This window comes from Lysinibacillus sp. GJ-1 (assembly GCF_021166035.1).
Lineage (GTDB): Bacteria > Bacillota > Bacilli > Bacillales_A > Planococcaceae > Lysinibacillus > Lysinibacillus sphaericus.
This window is the reverse complement of the sequence record NZ_CP088912.1, coordinates 2,105,266-2,122,003: the sequence shown is the minus strand read 5'-3', so window position 1 is coordinate 2,122,003 and position 16,738 is coordinate 2,105,266. Positions and strand designations below refer to the sequence as shown.

The 16,738-nt window shown below is 34.7% G+C and carries 17 protein-coding genes and 3 pseudogenes; 6 read left to right on the top strand and 14 right to left on the bottom strand.

Annotated features, from left to right (window positions below):
• Positions 1–335: 335 nt before the first annotated feature.
• Together LO754_RS10120 and LO754_RS10115 are read right to left on the bottom strand one after the other, a co-directional pair.
• On the bottom strand, positions 336–614 hold the full coding sequence (locus tag LO754_RS10120) for a hypothetical protein (RefSeq protein WP_231786163.1): 279 nt from the start codon (positions 612–614) through the stop codon (positions 336–338).
• A 247-nt stretch (positions 615–861) separates the two neighbouring features.
• Complete coding sequence (locus tag LO754_RS10115; RefSeq protein WP_024361838.1) at positions 862–1,878, bottom strand: linear amide C-N hydrolase; 1,017 nt, start codon at positions 1,876–1,878, stop codon at positions 862–864.
• A gap of 722 nt (positions 1,879–2,600) precedes the next feature.
• Between LO754_RS10115 and LO754_RS10110 the strand changes: the two genes are divergently transcribed.
• Positions 2,601–3,113: a tellurite resistance TerB family protein gene (locus LO754_RS10110; protein ID WP_108030878.1), complete on the top strand. Its 513-nt coding sequence runs from the start codon at positions 2,601–2,603 to the stop codon at positions 3,111–3,113.
• A 353-nt stretch (positions 3,114–3,466) separates the two neighbouring features.
• Here the strand turns inward: LO754_RS10110 and LO754_RS10105 are convergent, their stop codons facing one another.
• From LO754_RS10105 to LO754_RS10070, 8 genes and pseudogenes are all read right to left on the bottom strand, one after another.
• The gene (locus LO754_RS10105; RefSeq protein WP_227665439.1) at positions 3,467–3,823 is read right to left on the bottom strand and encodes a peptidylprolyl isomerase; all 357 of its coding nucleotides are present in this window, start codon (positions 3,821–3,823) and stop codon (positions 3,467–3,469) included.
• Positions 3,824–3,968: 145 nt separating this feature from the next.
• On the bottom strand, positions 3,969–4,253 hold the full coding sequence (locus LO754_RS10100) for a hypothetical protein (protein ID WP_231786162.1): 285 nt from the start codon (positions 4,251–4,253) through the stop codon (positions 3,969–3,971).
• Between the two features lie 456 nt (positions 4,254–4,709).
• The gene (locus LO754_RS10095) at positions 4,710–5,915 is read right to left on the bottom strand and encodes an EAL-associated domain-containing protein (RefSeq protein WP_024361843.1); all 1,206 of its coding nucleotides are present in this window, start codon (positions 5,913–5,915) and stop codon (positions 4,710–4,712) included.
• Positions 5,916–6,069: 154 nt separating this feature from the next.
• Positions 6,070–6,966, bottom strand: a complete 897-nt coding sequence (locus tag LO754_RS10090) for a DegV family protein (RefSeq protein WP_024361844.1) — start codon at positions 6,964–6,966, stop codon at positions 6,070–6,072.
• A 206-nt stretch (positions 6,967–7,172) separates the two neighbouring features.
• Positions 7,173–8,276, bottom strand: coding sequence for a hypothetical protein (locus LO754_RS10085; protein ID WP_435892067.1), 1,104 nt, complete (start codon positions 8,274–8,276; stop codon positions 7,173–7,175).
• 14 nt (positions 8,277–8,290) lie between these two features.
• Complete coding sequence (locus LO754_RS10080) at positions 8,291–9,610, bottom strand: SPFH domain-containing protein (protein WP_024361846.1); 1,320 nt, start codon at positions 9,608–9,610, stop codon at positions 8,291–8,293.
• Between the two features lie 399 nt (positions 9,611–10,009).
• Complete coding sequence (locus LO754_RS10075) at positions 10,010–10,288, bottom strand: hypothetical protein (RefSeq protein WP_024361847.1); 279 nt, start codon at positions 10,286–10,288, stop codon at positions 10,010–10,012.
• Positions 10,289–10,319: 31 nt separating this feature from the next.
• Positions 10,320–10,487, bottom strand: a pseudogene (locus tag LO754_RS10070) (nucleotidyltransferase domain-containing protein); the annotation flags it as partial.
• 198 nt (positions 10,488–10,685) lie between these two features.
• Here LO754_RS10070 and LO754_RS10065 point away from each other — a divergent pair.
• Both LO754_RS10065 and LO754_RS10060 read left to right on the top strand, forming a co-directional pair.
• Positions 10,686–11,468 carry an ABC transporter ATP-binding protein gene (locus LO754_RS10065; protein WP_231786160.1) on the top strand — a complete coding sequence of 261 codons (783 nt, stop codon included), beginning with the start codon at positions 10,686–10,688 and terminating at the stop codon, positions 11,466–11,468.
• A 2-nt stretch (positions 11,469–11,470) separates the two neighbouring features.
• Positions 11,471–13,087 (top strand): hypothetical protein, encoded by a 1,617-nt coding sequence (locus LO754_RS10060; RefSeq protein ID WP_231786159.1) that lies wholly within the window; start codon positions 11,471–11,473, stop codon positions 13,085–13,087.
• An 84-nt stretch (positions 13,088–13,171) separates the two neighbouring features.
• Here LO754_RS10060 and LO754_RS10055 read toward each other — a convergent pair whose 3' ends face one another.
• Both LO754_RS10055 and LO754_RS10050 read right to left on the bottom strand, forming a co-directional pair.
• Positions 13,172–13,639: a GNAT family N-acetyltransferase gene (locus LO754_RS10055; protein WP_231786158.1), complete on the bottom strand. Its 468-nt coding sequence runs from the start codon at positions 13,637–13,639 to the stop codon at positions 13,172–13,174.
• A 177-nt stretch (positions 13,640–13,816) separates the two neighbouring features.
• Positions 13,817–14,242 carry an acyl-CoA thioesterase gene (locus LO754_RS10050; protein ID WP_024361851.1) on the bottom strand — a complete coding sequence of 142 codons (426 nt, stop codon included), beginning with the start codon at positions 14,240–14,242 and terminating at the stop codon, positions 13,817–13,819.
• Between the two features lie 372 nt (positions 14,243–14,614).
• Here LO754_RS10050 and LO754_RS10045 point away from each other — a divergent pair.
• From LO754_RS10045 to LO754_RS10035, 3 genes and pseudogenes are all read left to right on the top strand, one after another.
• Positions 14,615–14,908, top strand: a pseudogene (locus LO754_RS10045) (transposase); the annotation flags it as partial.
• A gap of 120 nt (positions 14,909–15,028) precedes the next feature.
• Positions 15,029–15,292: pseudogene (locus LO754_RS10040) on the top strand (transposase); the annotation flags it as partial.
• Positions 15,293–15,309: 17 nt separating this feature from the next.
• Entirely contained in the window at positions 15,310–15,648 is a 339-nt protein-coding gene (locus tag LO754_RS10035) for an inorganic pyrophosphatase (protein WP_231786157.1), read from the top strand.
• 145 nt (positions 15,649–15,793) lie between these two features.
• On the opposite strand, the gene LO754_RS10030 is transcribed toward LO754_RS10035, so the two are convergent.
• Complete coding sequence (locus LO754_RS10030; protein WP_158694859.1) at positions 15,794–15,958, bottom strand: hypothetical protein; 165 nt, start codon at positions 15,956–15,958, stop codon at positions 15,794–15,796.
• Positions 15,959–16,189: 231 nt separating this feature from the next.
• On the bottom strand, positions 16,190–16,627 hold the full coding sequence (locus tag LO754_RS10025; protein ID WP_231786156.1) for a DnaD domain protein: 438 nt from the start codon (positions 16,625–16,627) through the stop codon (positions 16,190–16,192).
• Between the last annotated feature and the right edge of the window lie 111 nt (positions 16,628–16,738).

Genomic DNA, 16,738 nt, shown 5'->3' with positions numbered 1-16,738 from the left:
TTTTGGTTATGATAATCGAGGATTTAAGAAATGTCGTTTCCATCATTGTCGGGAGCGTTGGAAAGAATGAACACTCTCTTTCCAAATCTCGAATGAGAACGACATGAAATGGAATAGTTTACAACGGAATAAGAATGCAAAAAATGTTTTCCAAATTGTCTACCAACAAAAATAGCAATCCAATTAGCTATAGCAGAAAAAAAATATTTTCGATACTACAAAAAATCTCCTAAATATGAAGTAATTATAAACGAACCGAAATCTCTTCTTTTTTCATAAGACTTCCCTTTCTTTAGTATCATTGCCTTGTAGTATATAAGAATAATTTTTCTACATTACATCTCCATATGGGGCATTGTTATTCTCACAGCTAATTCTACAATTGGCTGTGAAAAGGTACTTGGAATCATCGGACTTGGTAAATCGCTATTATAATTTGCACGTCCAAAAGATGCTTCTCCTACTTGAATCCAATCTAAATCATCTGTGCCTTGTATAGCACCTATAAAATGATAATCTGCACTATATGTATCAAAACAGTCTTTATTAGGAATAGCTCTGCAGACCTCTGCCTCTTTTGTAGGATCAACTCCAAGTTGTTTAAAGAAATCCAAAACTTGTGGACTTGCATATAGAATTTGCTTAGCGAAAAGTTGGCAATCCTCACAACCACAATGAGCTTTTTCGGATACTTTCCTATCTTTACAGTGAAATAATTTCTAACAATATATTAACATTCCACAAACCTTTTTAATTCTAATGACTTTGTGTATTTTACTATCGAAAAAGAGCCCCCGATTGTTCATATATCTAACAATCGGGGGCATTTTTTAATACCTTGTACTATATAATAGGCAATTTTTAGCTCATTACATTTACTTGATTTAATTGCTTAATATCTTGTTTACGATCCCACTCAAATGTAATTAAATCTTGACTATTTAAATTTTCAGCCATTAATGAAACGGCTGAAATTCGACTATTGTCATACAGTTTAAAGTAATAGTTTTTACTTTGTGCACACATAGCTGAGGTATAGATGGTATAATCCGTTTTCCCCTCATTTGTCAAAACAACACCTTTTGGGATATTTACAGAAGATAGAATATGGAACAAGTTTGTTACGCCTTCTGTTTCATTTTTGGCTTTTTCAGTATATTTTTTCCAGTATGCTACCCGAAGAAAACGTGCTGACGGCGTAAAATCACCTGGTAATCCTAAGCCCCCTGCCCCTTGCCCAAACGGTGTCAAATCCAAGTCTCCCATCATAATATCTTGTGGCGGATTTGGTGTGACACCAATGTAAGCTCTTAAATTTGTCTGATGCCATTCATAGCCAGGGCTATTCGTCATGACGCCAATCGTTTTTCGATGAATGGTAATGCCTGTTTTATCCGGTTCAATAACAATCGATTCACCAGAAGCATCTGTAAATGTATAGTGAAGTGGGGGTGCAAAGCCAAGTATTATATTGGCCTCATTCAATAATGTATAAGAAGTTAATTTTTCAATAACATCATCGACAGTTACACAATTTCCTAAAACTTGAGAAATTACATACACGGGATTGATGCCTCTTGTGCCTTTTTTAGGTTCGTCAGCATAAGTCGCAAATGTAGCATAGTAAAGCATTGCGCCCATTAATCCCTTTTCGTTTACCCCATCATAGAGAACTGGTGATGTAATGTCAGTGCTTCCCATTCCAACAAAAGCATATGAATTGTTAATGACTACATTTTCTTTTTCTAACAATCGAATGCCGTAATTACGTGGGACAATAATCACTTTACTATCTGGTTCCATTGTAAAATCCATTGTGCGAGCGAATAAACTTTTATCATCTGTTGTACGAATTGATAAGCTACTGCAACCTAACATAAAAAACACTCCCTTGAAAAAGTATTTTAAAAAAATGTAACGGAATTATTTTTAAATCAACTAACGTATCTTCATAATAAAGAATTTACTTCACTTATCACGAGTACCATAATTAACTAAAAATAGATTTATTCCGCTTCCAAAATCATACTATCACTTCCGTTAATGGAAATTCAAGGATAAATTTACGCCGTTTTTTGGCGGTCATACCACCTTTTTTTAAGACTGAAATTTCCAATCCCATGCAATAACGCCACATCGCGCCACATACACCGTCATTTTTTGGCGTTACTATTATTTTCTAATACTATGAAAGTAGTATTTTTAAAAAATCCACTGTCTAACAATTGACTTTCTAATAAAATTCATATTTTTATAGGCATGTATTTTTTCACTAAACTGTCAAATTTGATATACGTTTACACATATAAAAGACCCTCTTTGCTTAGCAACTGGTGCAAATATAACTATCTTTTATGATTAGGAGGTAGGTTAAAGGATATGCTATTGAATAGGTAACTTATTATGAACTACTAGTAAATTACAAAATCACCATTTAAGGTTACATTTCATAGAATGGCATTTAATTCCTACAATTATTACTGGCAACACTTACCAATATTGATACAATCTTAACAATGATAGCAATTATAGATTTAAGATAAAACATTACATATCTTCAATGTAATTTTTATAAATTAAAATAATAGGAGGATTTATTAGTGGGATTATTTGATATCTTTAAAGGGGACAAGGTTCATAACAAACAAGGTATGAATCCCCATTTTGCATTTGTAACTTCTTTACTCTATATGATGGGGGCAGATGGTGAATATGATAATGAGGAAATAGGCCAGTTGTTATCAGTTATTGGAGGTAAGAAAAAAGGCAGTACAGTTTATGTAGGTGGTAACAATAATGATTTAATGGACCAAGTTATTAAATACGTAAATAGAAATTCCGTAGACCAATTTTTACTTGAAGCGGCTCCAGCATTAACTGATGCTCAAAAGATGTGCATTTTAGTTAATATTATCGATTCATCTTTATCTGATGGTGAAGCTGAAATCCAAGAACAAAAACTATTTGCTAAATTCTTAAAAGCTTTCGGGATTTCTGAAGAAAGATTCAAACCTTTCTTTGAAGTTATTGTTTTAAAAAATGATCGTTCAGTATTCTTAAATCCAAACCATGCTAAAAATCAAACTGGATATAAAGTAAATCTTTCAAAATAAAATCCCAGTCACTCATTTTAAATGAGTGACGTTTTTGTGTTTATAATAAAATCAAAGTTAAATTCATCTCGTTCTTTTGCTTGTGTAGATTAGGCTGCTGTATATGACAAGATTATCTTCCCTTATACAAAAGCATTTGTTGCAATAATTCTAGAACAACGTTTACACAAGTATAATTGGGCAAAAATAAATAACCAGATAATGAGCATCTGATTATTTAATCGACCCACCCGAAAATTTCATCAAATGAGTTTAATAGTATTAGATTTTTAAATTCCTGCTACTATTTAAGTGAAGTAAGAAATAAAATTTAATTGCTATACTTTGATTTAAGAACGTTATTTGAAATATCTTTAAAAACCCGAGACAATATCAAAAGGCGTAGCGTATCCGTTTACTAACACTTGAACTGTGTCATATTTTGCATCACCATGAGTAATTTTAAATACGTACTGTTTTAACTCACTATTTTCTTGACTTACACTATCTAACTTTATGTCTAATATGTTCTCTCTCACTTCAAGTTGAGCTATTACTGTTTCTAAAGATTGAAAAATAATATAGGCGTCTCCCTTTTCACTATCATGAATGTATTGCAGTGTGGAATTGGGATTAATTCTTTCCGTTACTTTTGTTGGAACACTTTGAATTTCAATAATACTTAATTCTTTTGAATAACAAGCTGCTACTATGATTGCCGTAACTAACATTAAAGAAATTTGTCTCCTCAATTAAACACCTCATTTCTATTAGGTAACCTTGTTTTCACAAATATTATATAACTCAACATGCCGAAAGCGGATGGAGGACATTTTGCTCTTAACGCTGTATATCCAAATGAACCACAATAAGTATTTATTTTTTATTTTTTCGTTCTAATAGGATAGGTGCTATATTTAGTAAAATTGAAACAATGGTTAGTAACCATAACGTTTTTTCCATAGTCGGTACAACATCCAATAAAGCCGCCCAATCTTCAACTTTTACCCAATTAGATACAAGACTATGTTCTGCACAGAGTGTCAATGCTGTAAATGATAACCCCATTGCCATCGCAAGTTTATAATCTTTACCTGTTATATACCTATATAGATTGAAAAAAGTTGCTATTATAGTAATAATACCCAATATTATCCACATAATGATACCTCCCTTTTTCAATATAGACATAAATTGTAATTAAATGGTTCCCACTTCCTCGTTCGGACGCAGTATTGGCGTAAATTACGACACCATGGAAGGAAGATTTTAAACAACAATTTGAAAAAGAGCACCACAAAGGTACTCTTTAAAGATTCGTTATTGCAGTTCAGTTGTTTCACACTTGCAAAAAGAAGCAGCAGATTAAACGATTCTCCGCACATGTACTACTTCACACTTATGTAAGTATTTTAATTGCCGAAGGTATTCCCGTTACCAAGATAACCAAAATGATTGGAGATACTCAAGAAATGGTTATGAAGGCTTATACTCAGTCGTTGGCTTATGAAGAACTAAAACATGAATGACATTTGGTTAATTCCTATTTTTTACCTTTATTTGGGGTACAAACGATATTTGTACCCCTCCACTCTTGCTATATAAGCTTTTATTAGTCTATCTAAATATATTATGTTCATATAAAAAATCATAGGAAAGATCGACAAATAAATATTCGTGTTCATTAATGGCAATCGAAAATGTTCGCGTAATTTCTCCTGTCTCGATATCTCGATACAGTTCTGAAATTTCCCCATTTTGATCATTTCGCATTTTAATAATCGTTTGTAGGAAATACGGTCGCCAACTCCAATTTTTATTAATTGCATTTGGCTGTAATTCCCATATCCCTTCTACACGCATCACGTTAGGCGTTAATTGGAAACCATCCTCATTACAGATATATAATCGGAAAGAGTAATGATCTAAAAGCTCTGCTAAATGTTCTAATTGTGAAATATTATCGCTAGAAGGCTTTACTCGATGAACAATCGCTTCTAACTCTTCTCTTAATTTCTTCAACTCGAAATATTGTGCCTGAAGCATCTTCTTTTCAGATGTTATAAATTGCTGACATTCCTCTTTAAAACGTTCCTTTAATATATCTTTCTCCACAAATGTCTTTGCAGCATTTGCTAAATAAGAACCTTGATAGAATCGTCCCCCGTTTTTCCAAGCAAATTGCAATTGGTAAACAGTTCCTATTCCTTCAAACAATAAGTTAGCCCCGATTTTATAAGCTAAGCTTCCAATGGCTGAAATCATATCAGATTGTGCAGACCATGAGTCATAATTCAAATCACGTATATTAACCTTTAAAATTTGAGGTGATAATAATGCGATATGTTCTAAATGACTTTCAGCACCTACTTCTTGCACAGCAATTTTCATACCGAATGTTGTAAAATAGCGAAGAGCGTGGTGCAATTTATTAATATCGCCTAAAAATCGATGCTCGGAAACAACTAAGACAATACGATGTAAATCTTCTTCCCCTATATATTGTTGAATAATATTAAAATGACTTTCACCGAAATCTTGCATTAACAAGTTCGGATTACTTGGAATATAAATATCAATATCGGGTGCTACTGTGTCTATCTGCGTTAATGCAGCGTGTAAAATTTTATGCTCCATATCAATCCGATATTCTTCTGGAATATCTTCATTATTCACAAAATCTTTTAAATTGATTTGTTGACCTTCTATTTGTAACTGTCCGGAAATTTCGTAGGCAATCACCGTATGCGCATCAGCGCTAAATATAGGTTGAAAATACCCATGTATTTGATCTAAATTAGTTAACACTTCAATTGCGTCCATTGTCGAAACCTCCATACTTGAATAATCTATCATTATTCAAAAATAACATTACAACTACAGTTCATTTAATGAAAAAGCTCTCTGACTGTATAATAGTTTGTTTATAGGAATTTCGCAACTTCACATGCCATATTTTTGTTATTCGTTTGTTCGTTTAGACCGTCACTAATTCTTTTTCCTGTTGTTTTTGTGCGATTGTCTCCGGTCTGCGTACCCAACTCAGTCCAAGTGTTCCTTCCCCTGCATGCACACCGACACAAGCACTCAATGGCAGAACGTGAAAAATAATAAACGGATACGCTTTTTCTAGGGCTAATTTCCAATTCATCGCACCTTCTTCATTATTACAGTGAATAACAGCTACTTCTGGAATTTGATGTGAGTCTAAATCATTTATTAGAAGGTTTTCTACATATGCTTTTGCTTTTGCTAGTGCACGTACTTTTTCCTTCATGACAACTTTACCATTATCAAAAGAAATAACGACTTTTATATTTAATAGTTGACTCAAAAACGCCTGTGTCCCTGACACACGGCCACTTTTATGCAATTGTGATAAGCTCGCTGGGATAAAGGACAGCTCGCTATGATCTGCAAGTTCATTGATTTTTTCAACGATTTGTTGTGGTGGGACGCCTTCGCGTTCTAATTGCTGCCCGAGTTCTATCATTTTCATCATTGGGAATGAACCGATTTTAGAATCAACTGGATATACTTCAAATTGTGCTTGTTGTGCTGCTGTGAAAGCGCTTAAATAAGTGCCCGACAAATGTTGCGAAGTATGAATAGCAATAGCACAGTCATAGCCTTGCTGTTTTAACGATTTATATAACGCTACCACTTCACCAATGGCAGGTTGCGATGTCTTTGGATGTGTTTTAGTAGTACGAAGTTTGTCATAAAATTCATCATGTGTCATATCAACAGTTTCTCGTAATACGCCCTCTTCAAAAACAATATTGAGTGGTAACACGTGAATTTGATTGTCCTGTATGAATTTTTCATCTAACAATGCTGCTGTATCTGTAACCCATGCTATTTTCTTGTTCATTAAATGCTGTGCTCCCTGTCTATTGTAAAGTATTAATCCTTATAACTTATGCAACTATACATAGACAGAACCGTGATGAATAGTGACATTTATCATAATTGCACATTTTTTTACAGCGTTCGACATTTTTTCGACAAAATTCACAATAAAAAACCGTGTCCTAAAAGTAAAAAATGTACACACTTCTAGGATACGGTTATTATTCGTTATTCATTCATGAAGAAATACCAGACTACTGCCGCAATCATTAACGATACAAGGACTGCAATTGTTACACGCAATGGCGAAATCGGTGCGTCTCCTCCAACACGACCTGTTTGACCATTCACCATAAATCGATAAATTTTCTCTTTATATCTAAAAGAAGAAAGCCATATTGGTAACATTAAATACTTATATGTAATGTCATCATGTGTTGTAGAAAATCGCAAATTGGAGACAACATCTGCAAATTTTTCTAAACGAATCTTTGCCGTAATTTCCGCTTCTAAATGATCGTGAATTTCTCTCTTTGCTTGGTTCCAGCCATCCTGTAAACCAATGCTATAGCGTTCTGAGAGAAATCCTGCTACATAATCCGGTTTATAGGATTTATTATTTAATAAGTTAAATGGCTCTATTTTTCGCATCATCTGACGATCATAGCGAGTTGTTGCACTAATTAAATAATCATCTATAAATTCCTGATAGAAACCACTGGTAGTATACCAATCTGTAACTGTACGCTGATTGCCATCCTTATCAGTGACCGTTCGATGCTTACCATAGCTTGCCGAATAGCGTGAGCTTGTTTTTGTATCAAACGTCCAATAAGGTAGATAAACACCTTTAAAAGCATCCGGCTTTGCACTAATTTTAGCAGCCTTTGGCGTAAACCATTTACTTTTAATCCACTTTTGAAAATTTTCGCCTGCTTGTTTATCTGTTACTTCAAATGTACATACGCCATTTGGTGCAAGTGTATTGGAAGCACTCGCTTCCATTACTTGATTTGAGCCACAATATGGACAGCTATCTGCTACTTGTAATGCATCATAAATCGTTTCAGCAGCACAAGCTTTACAAACAACCGTTTTTTTCTCTACGCCCCAGTTAAAGTTTCCTCGCTCTTCGGCCTTTGCAAAATCCATTTCTTGGGCCACTTTTTCTTGTTCCTTTTCCGGTTTGGCAATCTCGGTTTCAAAGCCACAATATGGACAAGTTAGCTTGCCTGTTGCGGGGTTAAACTCAATTGATGCACTGCATGATGGACATTCAGCATCGAATTCTAGCTTTGCCTCTTTGACGTTTTCCATTTCTTGCGTCGTCATCATCAGTCATCTCCTTACTTTAGATCATTATCATCGAAAACATCGCCACATTCAGGGCAAAATTTCGGAGGATTTGCAGGAGTTTCTGGCTGCCAACCGCATTTATCACAAGCATATTGCAATGCGCCAGACGGTTTTTTTGCCCCACATTCACTACAGAATTTACCTTTATTGATTGTGCCACATGAACATGGCCAGCCTTCTTCTACTGGCTTTGCTGCACCACAGTTTGAGCAAAACTTACCCGTATTCTCTTGTCCACATGAACATGTCCAAGCATTGGATGGGCTCGATTGTTGTGGCGTTGTTGTTTGTCTCTGTTTATTTTGCTCGCTCATTTGGAATAGTTGGCTTGCATTGACGCCACCCGCTTGTGTTGCCATATTCATCCCCATGAACCCAGCCATTGCACCGCCGTCATTGTGTGAAGCTGCAATCATCGCCTCTGCTTGTGCCCCAGTTAAATGCGCAGCCGCCATCCCAGGATCACGCATCACTGCATTGCGCTGTAGTTGTTTTATCATCGCTTCATCTTCTTCAGAAGCTTTTAATGAACTAATGCCAAATGATACGACTGCTAAACCACGTGTTGCCAACCATTTTTCAGATAACACTTTGTTAAGAGCATCTGCCAGCGCCACTGTATGCGCAGGGATTTCACTATAGCGCACGCCACTTGCCGAAATTTGAGCAAATGCTGGTTGTAATGCCGTCATAAGCTCTGTTTTCAATTGACTATCAATGGCATCCCGCGTATATTCACGCTCTACATTTCCACAGACATTTGTATAAAATAATAATGGGTCTACTATTTTATAAGAATATTCACCATGACAACGAATGGTAATATCAATATCTAAGCCAATATTGCGGTCAATGACACGGAAAGGAATTGGCGCAGGTGTTCCGTACTTATTGCCAACGATTTCTTTTTTATTGAAATAATACACACGTTGATCTTTAGCAGGCTCTCCACCAAATGTGAAACGCTTTCCAATTTGCTTAAACGTTTCCGTAATGTTTGCTGACAAATCATCCCCATACATAATAGATGGCTCTGTAGATGTGTCATAAACATATTCACCGGATTCGGAAGAAAACTCCACTACCTTGCCTTGCTCAACAATCATCATACATTGCCCTTCATTAATGGCAATGATTGAACCATTACTAATCAGATTGTCATTTCCTTTATTTGAGCCACGTTTCGAAGTGCGTTTAATACCTTTAGCAACAAGGACATCTGCTGATAAGGACTCACAGTAGAAATACTCACGCCATTGATCTTCTAATACACCTGCTAATGCCCCAATACCTGCTTTTAATAAACCCATTCTATTTCCCACCTTTAAATAAATACTTAATGTTATTTTATCATTAAAAATATTGCCCTTCCTATTGTACTACGCAAGAAAGGACAATTTGTTTCAAAATTTTCACTTGTGCATTAGGATGCTTATTACTTCCCTACTGAAAAACCGTCAAATAATTTTCCACCCTATGGTGCAAGGCGAAGCCAAGCGAATTAATAATTTTCGCTAAAGGTCTTGCATAACTAATTTTTAGAGGGGTTCGGAATATTCTTTATAATCATCATGTTACGATTAACTTTGCTCAACTACACATTTATTGCACATATAGTTTTAATTAATAGCAATAGAAAATGACCAAATTCAATATTAATAGAGAACTTGGTCATTTTTTAATGTTAAGTAAGTTAATCATAGTTATATTTATTTGTTAAATATAACTTCCCCTGTATCTGCTAATTTAATAATTACAGGTCTCTTATCACCTATTCCTATTTCGATATATTTGTTATTCGTCACCTCTTTCACCAATGCAACATGATATTCCTCATAGCCTTCGTCATGAAGTTCTAATCCGTTGTCTGTGTCATAAAATGTATCAATTTCGCATAAACTGGTCTGATTATTATCCCAAGTTATTTCTATTTTAGGCTTTGAAGTACTATACTCAAGTAATTTTAAAACTACATTATCAATATTCATTTTATCTAGCTCCTCATTAGGCTGTCTTTTGATTTTTATCAAAAACGACAATATCTAAATCCGAGGTCTCTATCGCCTCTCCCCGAATGACACTTCCAGCCAATAAAGCCCCATCGCAATGAGGCAAATGTTTTGTAATAAACTGAAGTGCTGCTTCGACTGCGTGATCCCTTTTTAAATAATCAAAATTGCCACCTATTCCTGAAAATTACTGAATTATATAGAATATACTTTCTACACTTGCAGAAAATCTCCTGTTAAAGCGAATCAAATTTTTACAAAGGAATTTGTAATTAATAACAGATTGCTAAAATCATGTATAATAATATATAGCACGATGAAAAATGGTGCTAATACCGTTGTATGGTTAATTTTCTAAACAGAAAGGAGCTATAACATGGACCAACAAGAGATTTTAACGATTATGAACTTAACGAAGAGCTATGGCAGCAAAGAAATTTTAAAAGGAATTGACTTACATGTGTCAAGAGGCGAAATTATTGGCTACATCGGTCCGAATGGCGCTGGCAAAAGTACAACTGTCAAAATTATATTGGGGATTGAAGGGGAATATGGTGGTGAAATTAAGCTATTTGGGGAGGATATTAAACAAAATAGCATTGATTATAAACGGAAAATTGGCTATGTGCCTGAAATAGCCGATGTTTATGATAATTTAACTGGCTATGAGTATTTGACTTTCATCGGCCTGCTTTACGGATTGCATTTAGATGTAGCGACCGCCAAATCTAAATCATTAATGGAATTGTTCGGTGTTGGAGAAGCCTATCATGCAAGAATATCTTCTTATTCAAAAGGCATGAGGCAAAAGCTATTAATTATCGCCAGCCTTATACATAATCCAGATTTACTGTTCTTGGATGAACCTATAAACGGCTTGGATGCGAATAGTGTCATGATTTTCAAAGAGATTTTAACGCAATTAGCAGCCCAAGGTAAAACGATATTTTATTCCTCCCATATCATGGATGTGGTCGAAAAAATCAGTAGTCGCATTATATTACTGAATGATGGAAAAATCGCTGCTGATGGAACATTTGCTCAACTACAAGCAGCTAATACGGCCGGAACGTTAGAGGGGATTTTCAACCAACTAACAGGTTTTCATAATCATAAAGAAATTGGTGAACAATTCGTAGCGGTTGTCCAGGAGGTGTAGTAATGAAAGATTTCAAAGTCCTGCAACTACTTGATAAAATGCAATTTATTTTTCGGAAAATGGGCATTGATTATTCGATTATGAGACAAATCCTCCATATTAAACTAACGATGGATGAACGAAAAGTACCAACCATCTTTAACCAAAATAAAAAAGATCAAAAAAATAGCTACTTCAAATCTTTATGGATTTACGCCCTTTATGGTCTTATACTCATTCCTTTTATGGGGTTTGGTGATAACTATCATTTTCAAATGAGCATTGCATACGGCATAGTTATCTTTATCGTGATGACTACTTTGATTTCCGATTTTTCTTCTGTACTACTTGATGTTCGTGACAAAAGCATCCTGTCAACGAAGCCGATTAATGCTAAAACGATAAATGCCGCTAAAATATTGCATATTCTTATTTATTTAACTTATTTAACAATTGCCTTAACGGCGATTCCCCTTTTAGTCAGCTTGTTTACACAAGGAATATTATTCTTTCTATTAACCGTATTCGCACTTATCTTCATCAATATTTTCATTGTCGTGCTTACAACTATTTTGTATATTGTGATTTTAAGATTTTTTGATGGAGAAATGCTAAAGGACATCATTAATTATGTGCAAATTGGCTTATCCTTAGTGTTAATGATTGGTTATCAAGTGCTTATTCGCTCCTTTGAGTTTGTCAACCTTGAAATGGTCGTAACGTTCAAATGGTGGAGTATTTTCATCATCCCTATGTGGTTTGCCGCTCCTTATGAGCTTATCTTAAATGGTAATAACTCTTACTTCACGTTAGTAGGCACTATCTTCTCCGTCTTTATACCACTTATTTCAATAGGGCTCTATATAACGTTAATTCCAACCTTTGAGCGGAATTTACAAAAGTTATTAAGTACGAGCAAATCAAAGAAGGAAAGGAAAAGTCGTTTAAAAGATTATTTCTTATCTTTTATATGCCGAACAAGTGAGGAAAAGGCATTTTATCGTTTTGCCTCTCTTATGATGAAACAAGAACGGGATTTTAAATTAAAAGTGTATCCATCATTAGGGTTTTCTTTCGTGATACCATTTATTTTTATGTTTAATATGATGCGGTCAGATCATGTTGACTACTCGACCAGTATAAGCTATTTAAATATTTATTTTAGTATGCTGATTATTCCATCTGCTGTGATGATGTTAGGTCATTCCGCAAAATATAAAGCGGCTTGGATCTACAAAGTCTTTCCAATTAAAGACTATACAGACTTACAAAAGGGTAGTTTAAAAGCCTTTTTAATAAAGCTATATATTCCGCTGTATCTCGTTCTTAGCATCGTATTTTGCTTTATTTATGGCCCGAGAATCATTCCAGATTTATTGATTGTTTTAGTAGCAAGCTGTTTGTACACAATCATTTGCTACATGGGCTTTGAAAACAAAGTTCCTTTCACGAAGCCCTTTGACGAAATCGGTGATGGGCAGAGTTGGAAGGCCTTAATATTATTTATTCCATTAGGTATACTTGCATTTATACACTATCTACTGGCAACAAGCATTTCTTATGGTACTTTTATTTATTTCTTTGTACTGGTCATTGTCAATTTCATTTCTTGGAAATTCTTGTTTAAACGAGCTAAGTAATACTTCAAGGAAATAGACATTGCTTATCTAGCTAGTAAAAATCCACTTTGCTTTAATGGCTCAGTGGATTTTTTGCAATTCTTTTTACAAATTGTAGCTCATAACGATTAATTCCCCTTTTATTCCCATCACTCTTACACCTTTATCGGTATAACCGCACTTCTTATATAGTCCTCGTGCCGCCTCATTCCTTACATTAACAGCCAATACAATTTCATTGACGTCACAGTAATGCTGTTTGACAAAGTCAGGTAATAACATTAAAGCTTTTTTTGCATAGCCCTTCCCTTGATGTCGATAATCTGTAGAAAAAGCTCTTATTAAAATGGCATCATCATTTTCACAATATGGCTTTACACCTTCTTTTCGATGTAACACAAAGAATACTACAAGCATCCCATCCTCAATTGCTAAAATGGCATGTCGATTGACATCCTCTTTAACAAGCGCAATACTTTCTTGCGGTGTTCCTGTATATTCAAGTTGTTCAGCTGTTAATTGATACTGGTCAATGAACGCTTTAAAGCGATTATCGTATATGTATAGTTGCATAATTCCCTCCATCTCCATATAGAACATTTGTTCTAATCATAGCATATAACAAATTTTATGCAAGATAAAGAAACTGGGTGGATTTAAAATAGTTAAAAAAAGACAGCACCAGTTATTATTCTGGTCCTGCCTTTGGCTTACTTCAATTCAATTAATGTAAACATCAAGCTGCTGATATTATTTCGTTGCCACTGCAATTTCTTTATATTTAGCATCCCAAACAGGGTCAATTTTACTTAAAGAAACAGGTCGTAATGTTTCTTTATGTGCTAGAATATGTACGGACTGTGCTGTTGCTGCAATCGTGCCATCTTCATGTAAAATTTCATAACCATATGTTGTACGTAGACGATCGTGTTTCTCTACCCAAGTACGCACGGTTGCCACCTGTCCATAGTGCATAGCAGCCTTATAGGAAATAGATAAATCCATTACTGGCGACACATACCCTTCCTTCTCTAATGCAGCGTACTCAAATCCCGCATCACTCACTAACTGCGTACGTCCAATCTCCATCCAAATGATATAGTTGGCATGGTAGACAACGCCCATTTGGTCTGTCTCCGCATAGCGAATCTCAATTTGTTTTTCACTCACAAACATTTTCTTCACCTCGTCCTACATTATAGCGTAAAAATGCTGATTTGGCGGGGTTTAGGCTTTGGAGATTTCGATAGGTTGAAAATGAAGGTTATAAAATTTTTATATTGAATTCAAAAATAAATTTTTATGAATGAATACTTTAACGCCTATAAACACATATATACTCTTTAAATTGGGGTACTTTTTGGGGTACCGTGGGGTACCATTATTATAAAAGTTAAAATACACGCAACGAGCAGGTGCAATAATAAAAGTCACTCATTTTGTACTGCACCCCAAAAGTTAGGCCAAAAATCTAACTTTTGGGGTGCATTTATTTTGGCAAAATACGATTATGAGTTTAAGAAAAAAGTCGTTGAAGCCTACTTTCAAGTGCATGGAGGTTATAGACAAATAGCTCTTCAATTTAGTATTTCCTCAAGTAAAGGGGTGGTGAGAAGGTGGGTGAAACAAGTAACTGCATTAGGATTTGTCTCTCTTAGGAAACAGGAAAGACGTTCGGATTACACTATTCAATTTAAACTTGATGTCATAAACTATTATTTAAATAGTGGAGAATCTATCCGAGATGTCGCTCATAAATTCAATCTGCCAAATGACTCGATGGTTTCATTGTGGACTACGGCATTTAGAAAACATGGTATCGGTGGAATTTCTCCAAAAACGCAAGGACGTCCATCCATGTCAGACAAACCGAAGAAAACAAAGGAAGAAAAGAAATTATCGCGTGAACAAGAATTAGAACGAGAAAATGAATTATTACGTGCGGAGCTTGCGTTCATAACGTATCAGATGAGACAATACGCAAATCTACTGAAAAACAATAAAATATTTCAAAGCATGTCTCGAAAAGGAAACTGCTTAGACAATTCGCCAATGGAAAATTTCTTTGGCCTACTGAAACAAGAAATATATTATGGGACTATCTATACTAGTTTTGAAGAAATAAAACAAGCAATTGATAAGTATATCTACTATTACAATTACAAGCGAATAAAGAGTAAATTTGGATGTAGTCCAGTCACCTATCGTGTAAGATTGGCTGCATAGAAAGGACAAAAGTCGCTATGGAACTTCATAAACTACAAAAGTTGAAAATAATAGTAGATCGGCCAATGGGCTATAAGGATGATTTTGATAATGTCTATCCGATAAATTATGGTTACGTACCTGGAATCATTGGTGGCGATAGAGAGGAACAGGATGTCTATATCCTTTCAAATAAGGTAAAGAGTACAATAGATGAATTTACAGGTAAACTTATCGCAATTGTCCATAGAAATGATGATATTGAAGAAAAATGGGTCGTTACTTCAGAGGATAAAAATTACACAAAAGAGCAAATTAGAGAACAAATAAATTTCATGGAACAATGGTTTGATTCAAAAATTGAGCTTTTAAATTAAAATAACGAAGAGGAAGAACTCCTCTTCGAAATAAGTCTAACTTTTGGGGTTCACTACAAAATGAATGGCTTGATTAGATATTATTTTATAAAAATTTTTTAAATAGTTGAGTGCTATTGATATAAAGCTCCCGTCAGTTGAATCATTAATCCACTTTATTCTCAATTTCCAATCTTTTTTGTTCCAAAGCTACTTTATCTCTTTCTAACTTAATTTGTTCAAGTTTTATATCATTTTTCTTTTTTATTTCATAAACAACAGCTGCAATAAGTGAGACAAATATAATAGCAATCAATGAAAAATAATCCATTGGTTCTCCACCACCTCTTTCCTTAACTTACTCATCGTTCCTGGGAGTGCATCACCAATATTATACTAAGCCCTTGTCTCCCTTTCTTTGTTGCATCACTAATGTTCATTCCCTTTTCAGTCCATAATACTTTATATAAAAATGCGAGCTCAGCTTCCTCCAAGCCGTCGGGTAATTCACCATTTTCGCTTGCGATAGTACGTTGATATTGAAGTATATATTTTGAGGACTTTATTTATTCCACTCTTCCCTGACAAATGCCATAGCGCTTTCAATAGTTGTGACGTTCTTATTGAGCCAACTTTCCCCTATACCTCTCACCAACGAGTGAATAAACCCAATTTTGCTAACAATTTTTACATAATCCAGTAATACATTTATAACACCATCATTTAACCCCAACTCTTGTAAATCTTTAACCAGTTCTATATCGTCCTGAGAAACAGAGCCATTGAGATTTTTAAGATAATCAATTGGTGTCGAAGAAATAACCTTTTTTATATACCATTCTTCGTAACTCATTCCTGTTTCAACTTTAAATCTTTCTTCTCCTTTTGATTTCCATTCCTCAATTGTTATCCCGTGCACTTCTTTAAATCGTTCTTCAGCAGTCGAGCCGTATATTACTTTGTCACTTATTTTCTTAAATCGTTTAATATCATTACTCACTCCATTTCATCCCTTTTCAACTTAATTTTCACTTAAACTATATTTCAGTTAGCAGATAGATATTTATTGAAAGTTATTAAAAATTAAATTGAAGAAACCCAAACTTGTTCG

Coding starts and splice junctions, on each gene's coding strand:
- LO754_RS10080 (WP_024361846.1), bottom strand. CDS start 9,610: ATGGGTTTATTAAAAGCAGGTATTGGGGCATTAGCAGGTGTATTAGAA.
- LO754_RS10050 (WP_024361851.1), bottom strand. CDS start 14,242: ATGTTTGTGAGTGAAAAACAAATTGAGATTCGCTATGCGGAGACAGAC.
- LO754_RS10065 (WP_231786160.1), top strand. CDS start 10,686: ATGGACCAACAAGAGATTTTAACGATTATGAACTTAACGAAGAGCTAT.
- LO754_RS10075 (WP_024361847.1), bottom strand. CDS start 10,288: ATGAATATTGATAATGTAGTTTTAAAATTACTTGAGTATAGTACTTCA.
- LO754_RS10090 (WP_024361844.1), bottom strand. CDS start 6,966: ATGAACAAGAAAATAGCATGGGTTACAGATACAGCAGCATTGTTAGAT.
- LO754_RS10100 (WP_231786162.1), bottom strand. CDS start 4,253: ATGTGGATAATATTGGGTATTATTACTATAATAGCAACTTTTTTCAAT.
- LO754_RS10085 (WP_435892067.1), bottom strand. CDS start 8,276: ATGACGACGCAAGAAATGGAAAACGTCAAAGAGGCAAAGCTAGAATTC.
- LO754_RS10035 (WP_231786157.1), top strand. CDS start 15,310: ATGGAACTTCATAAACTACAAAAGTTGAAAATAATAGTAGATCGGCCA.
- LO754_RS10060 (WP_231786159.1), top strand. CDS start 11,471: ATGAAAGATTTCAAAGTCCTGCAACTACTTGATAAAATGCAATTTATT.
- LO754_RS10055 (WP_231786158.1), bottom strand. CDS start 13,639: ATGCAACTATACATATACGATAATCGCTTTAAAGCGTTCATTGACCAG.
- LO754_RS10095 (WP_024361843.1), bottom strand. CDS start 5,915: ATGGACGCAATTGAAGTGTTAACTAATTTAGATCAAATACATGGGTAT.
- LO754_RS10030 (WP_158694859.1), bottom strand. CDS start 15,958: ATGGATTATTTTTCATTGATTGCTATTATATTTGTCTCACTTATTGCA.
- LO754_RS10105 (WP_227665439.1), bottom strand. CDS start 3,823: ATGTTAGTTACGGCAATCATAGTAGCAGCTTGTTATTCAAAAGAATTA.
- LO754_RS10115 (WP_024361838.1), bottom strand. CDS start 1,878: ATGTTAGGTTGCAGTAGCTTATCAATTCGTACAACAGATGATAAAAGT.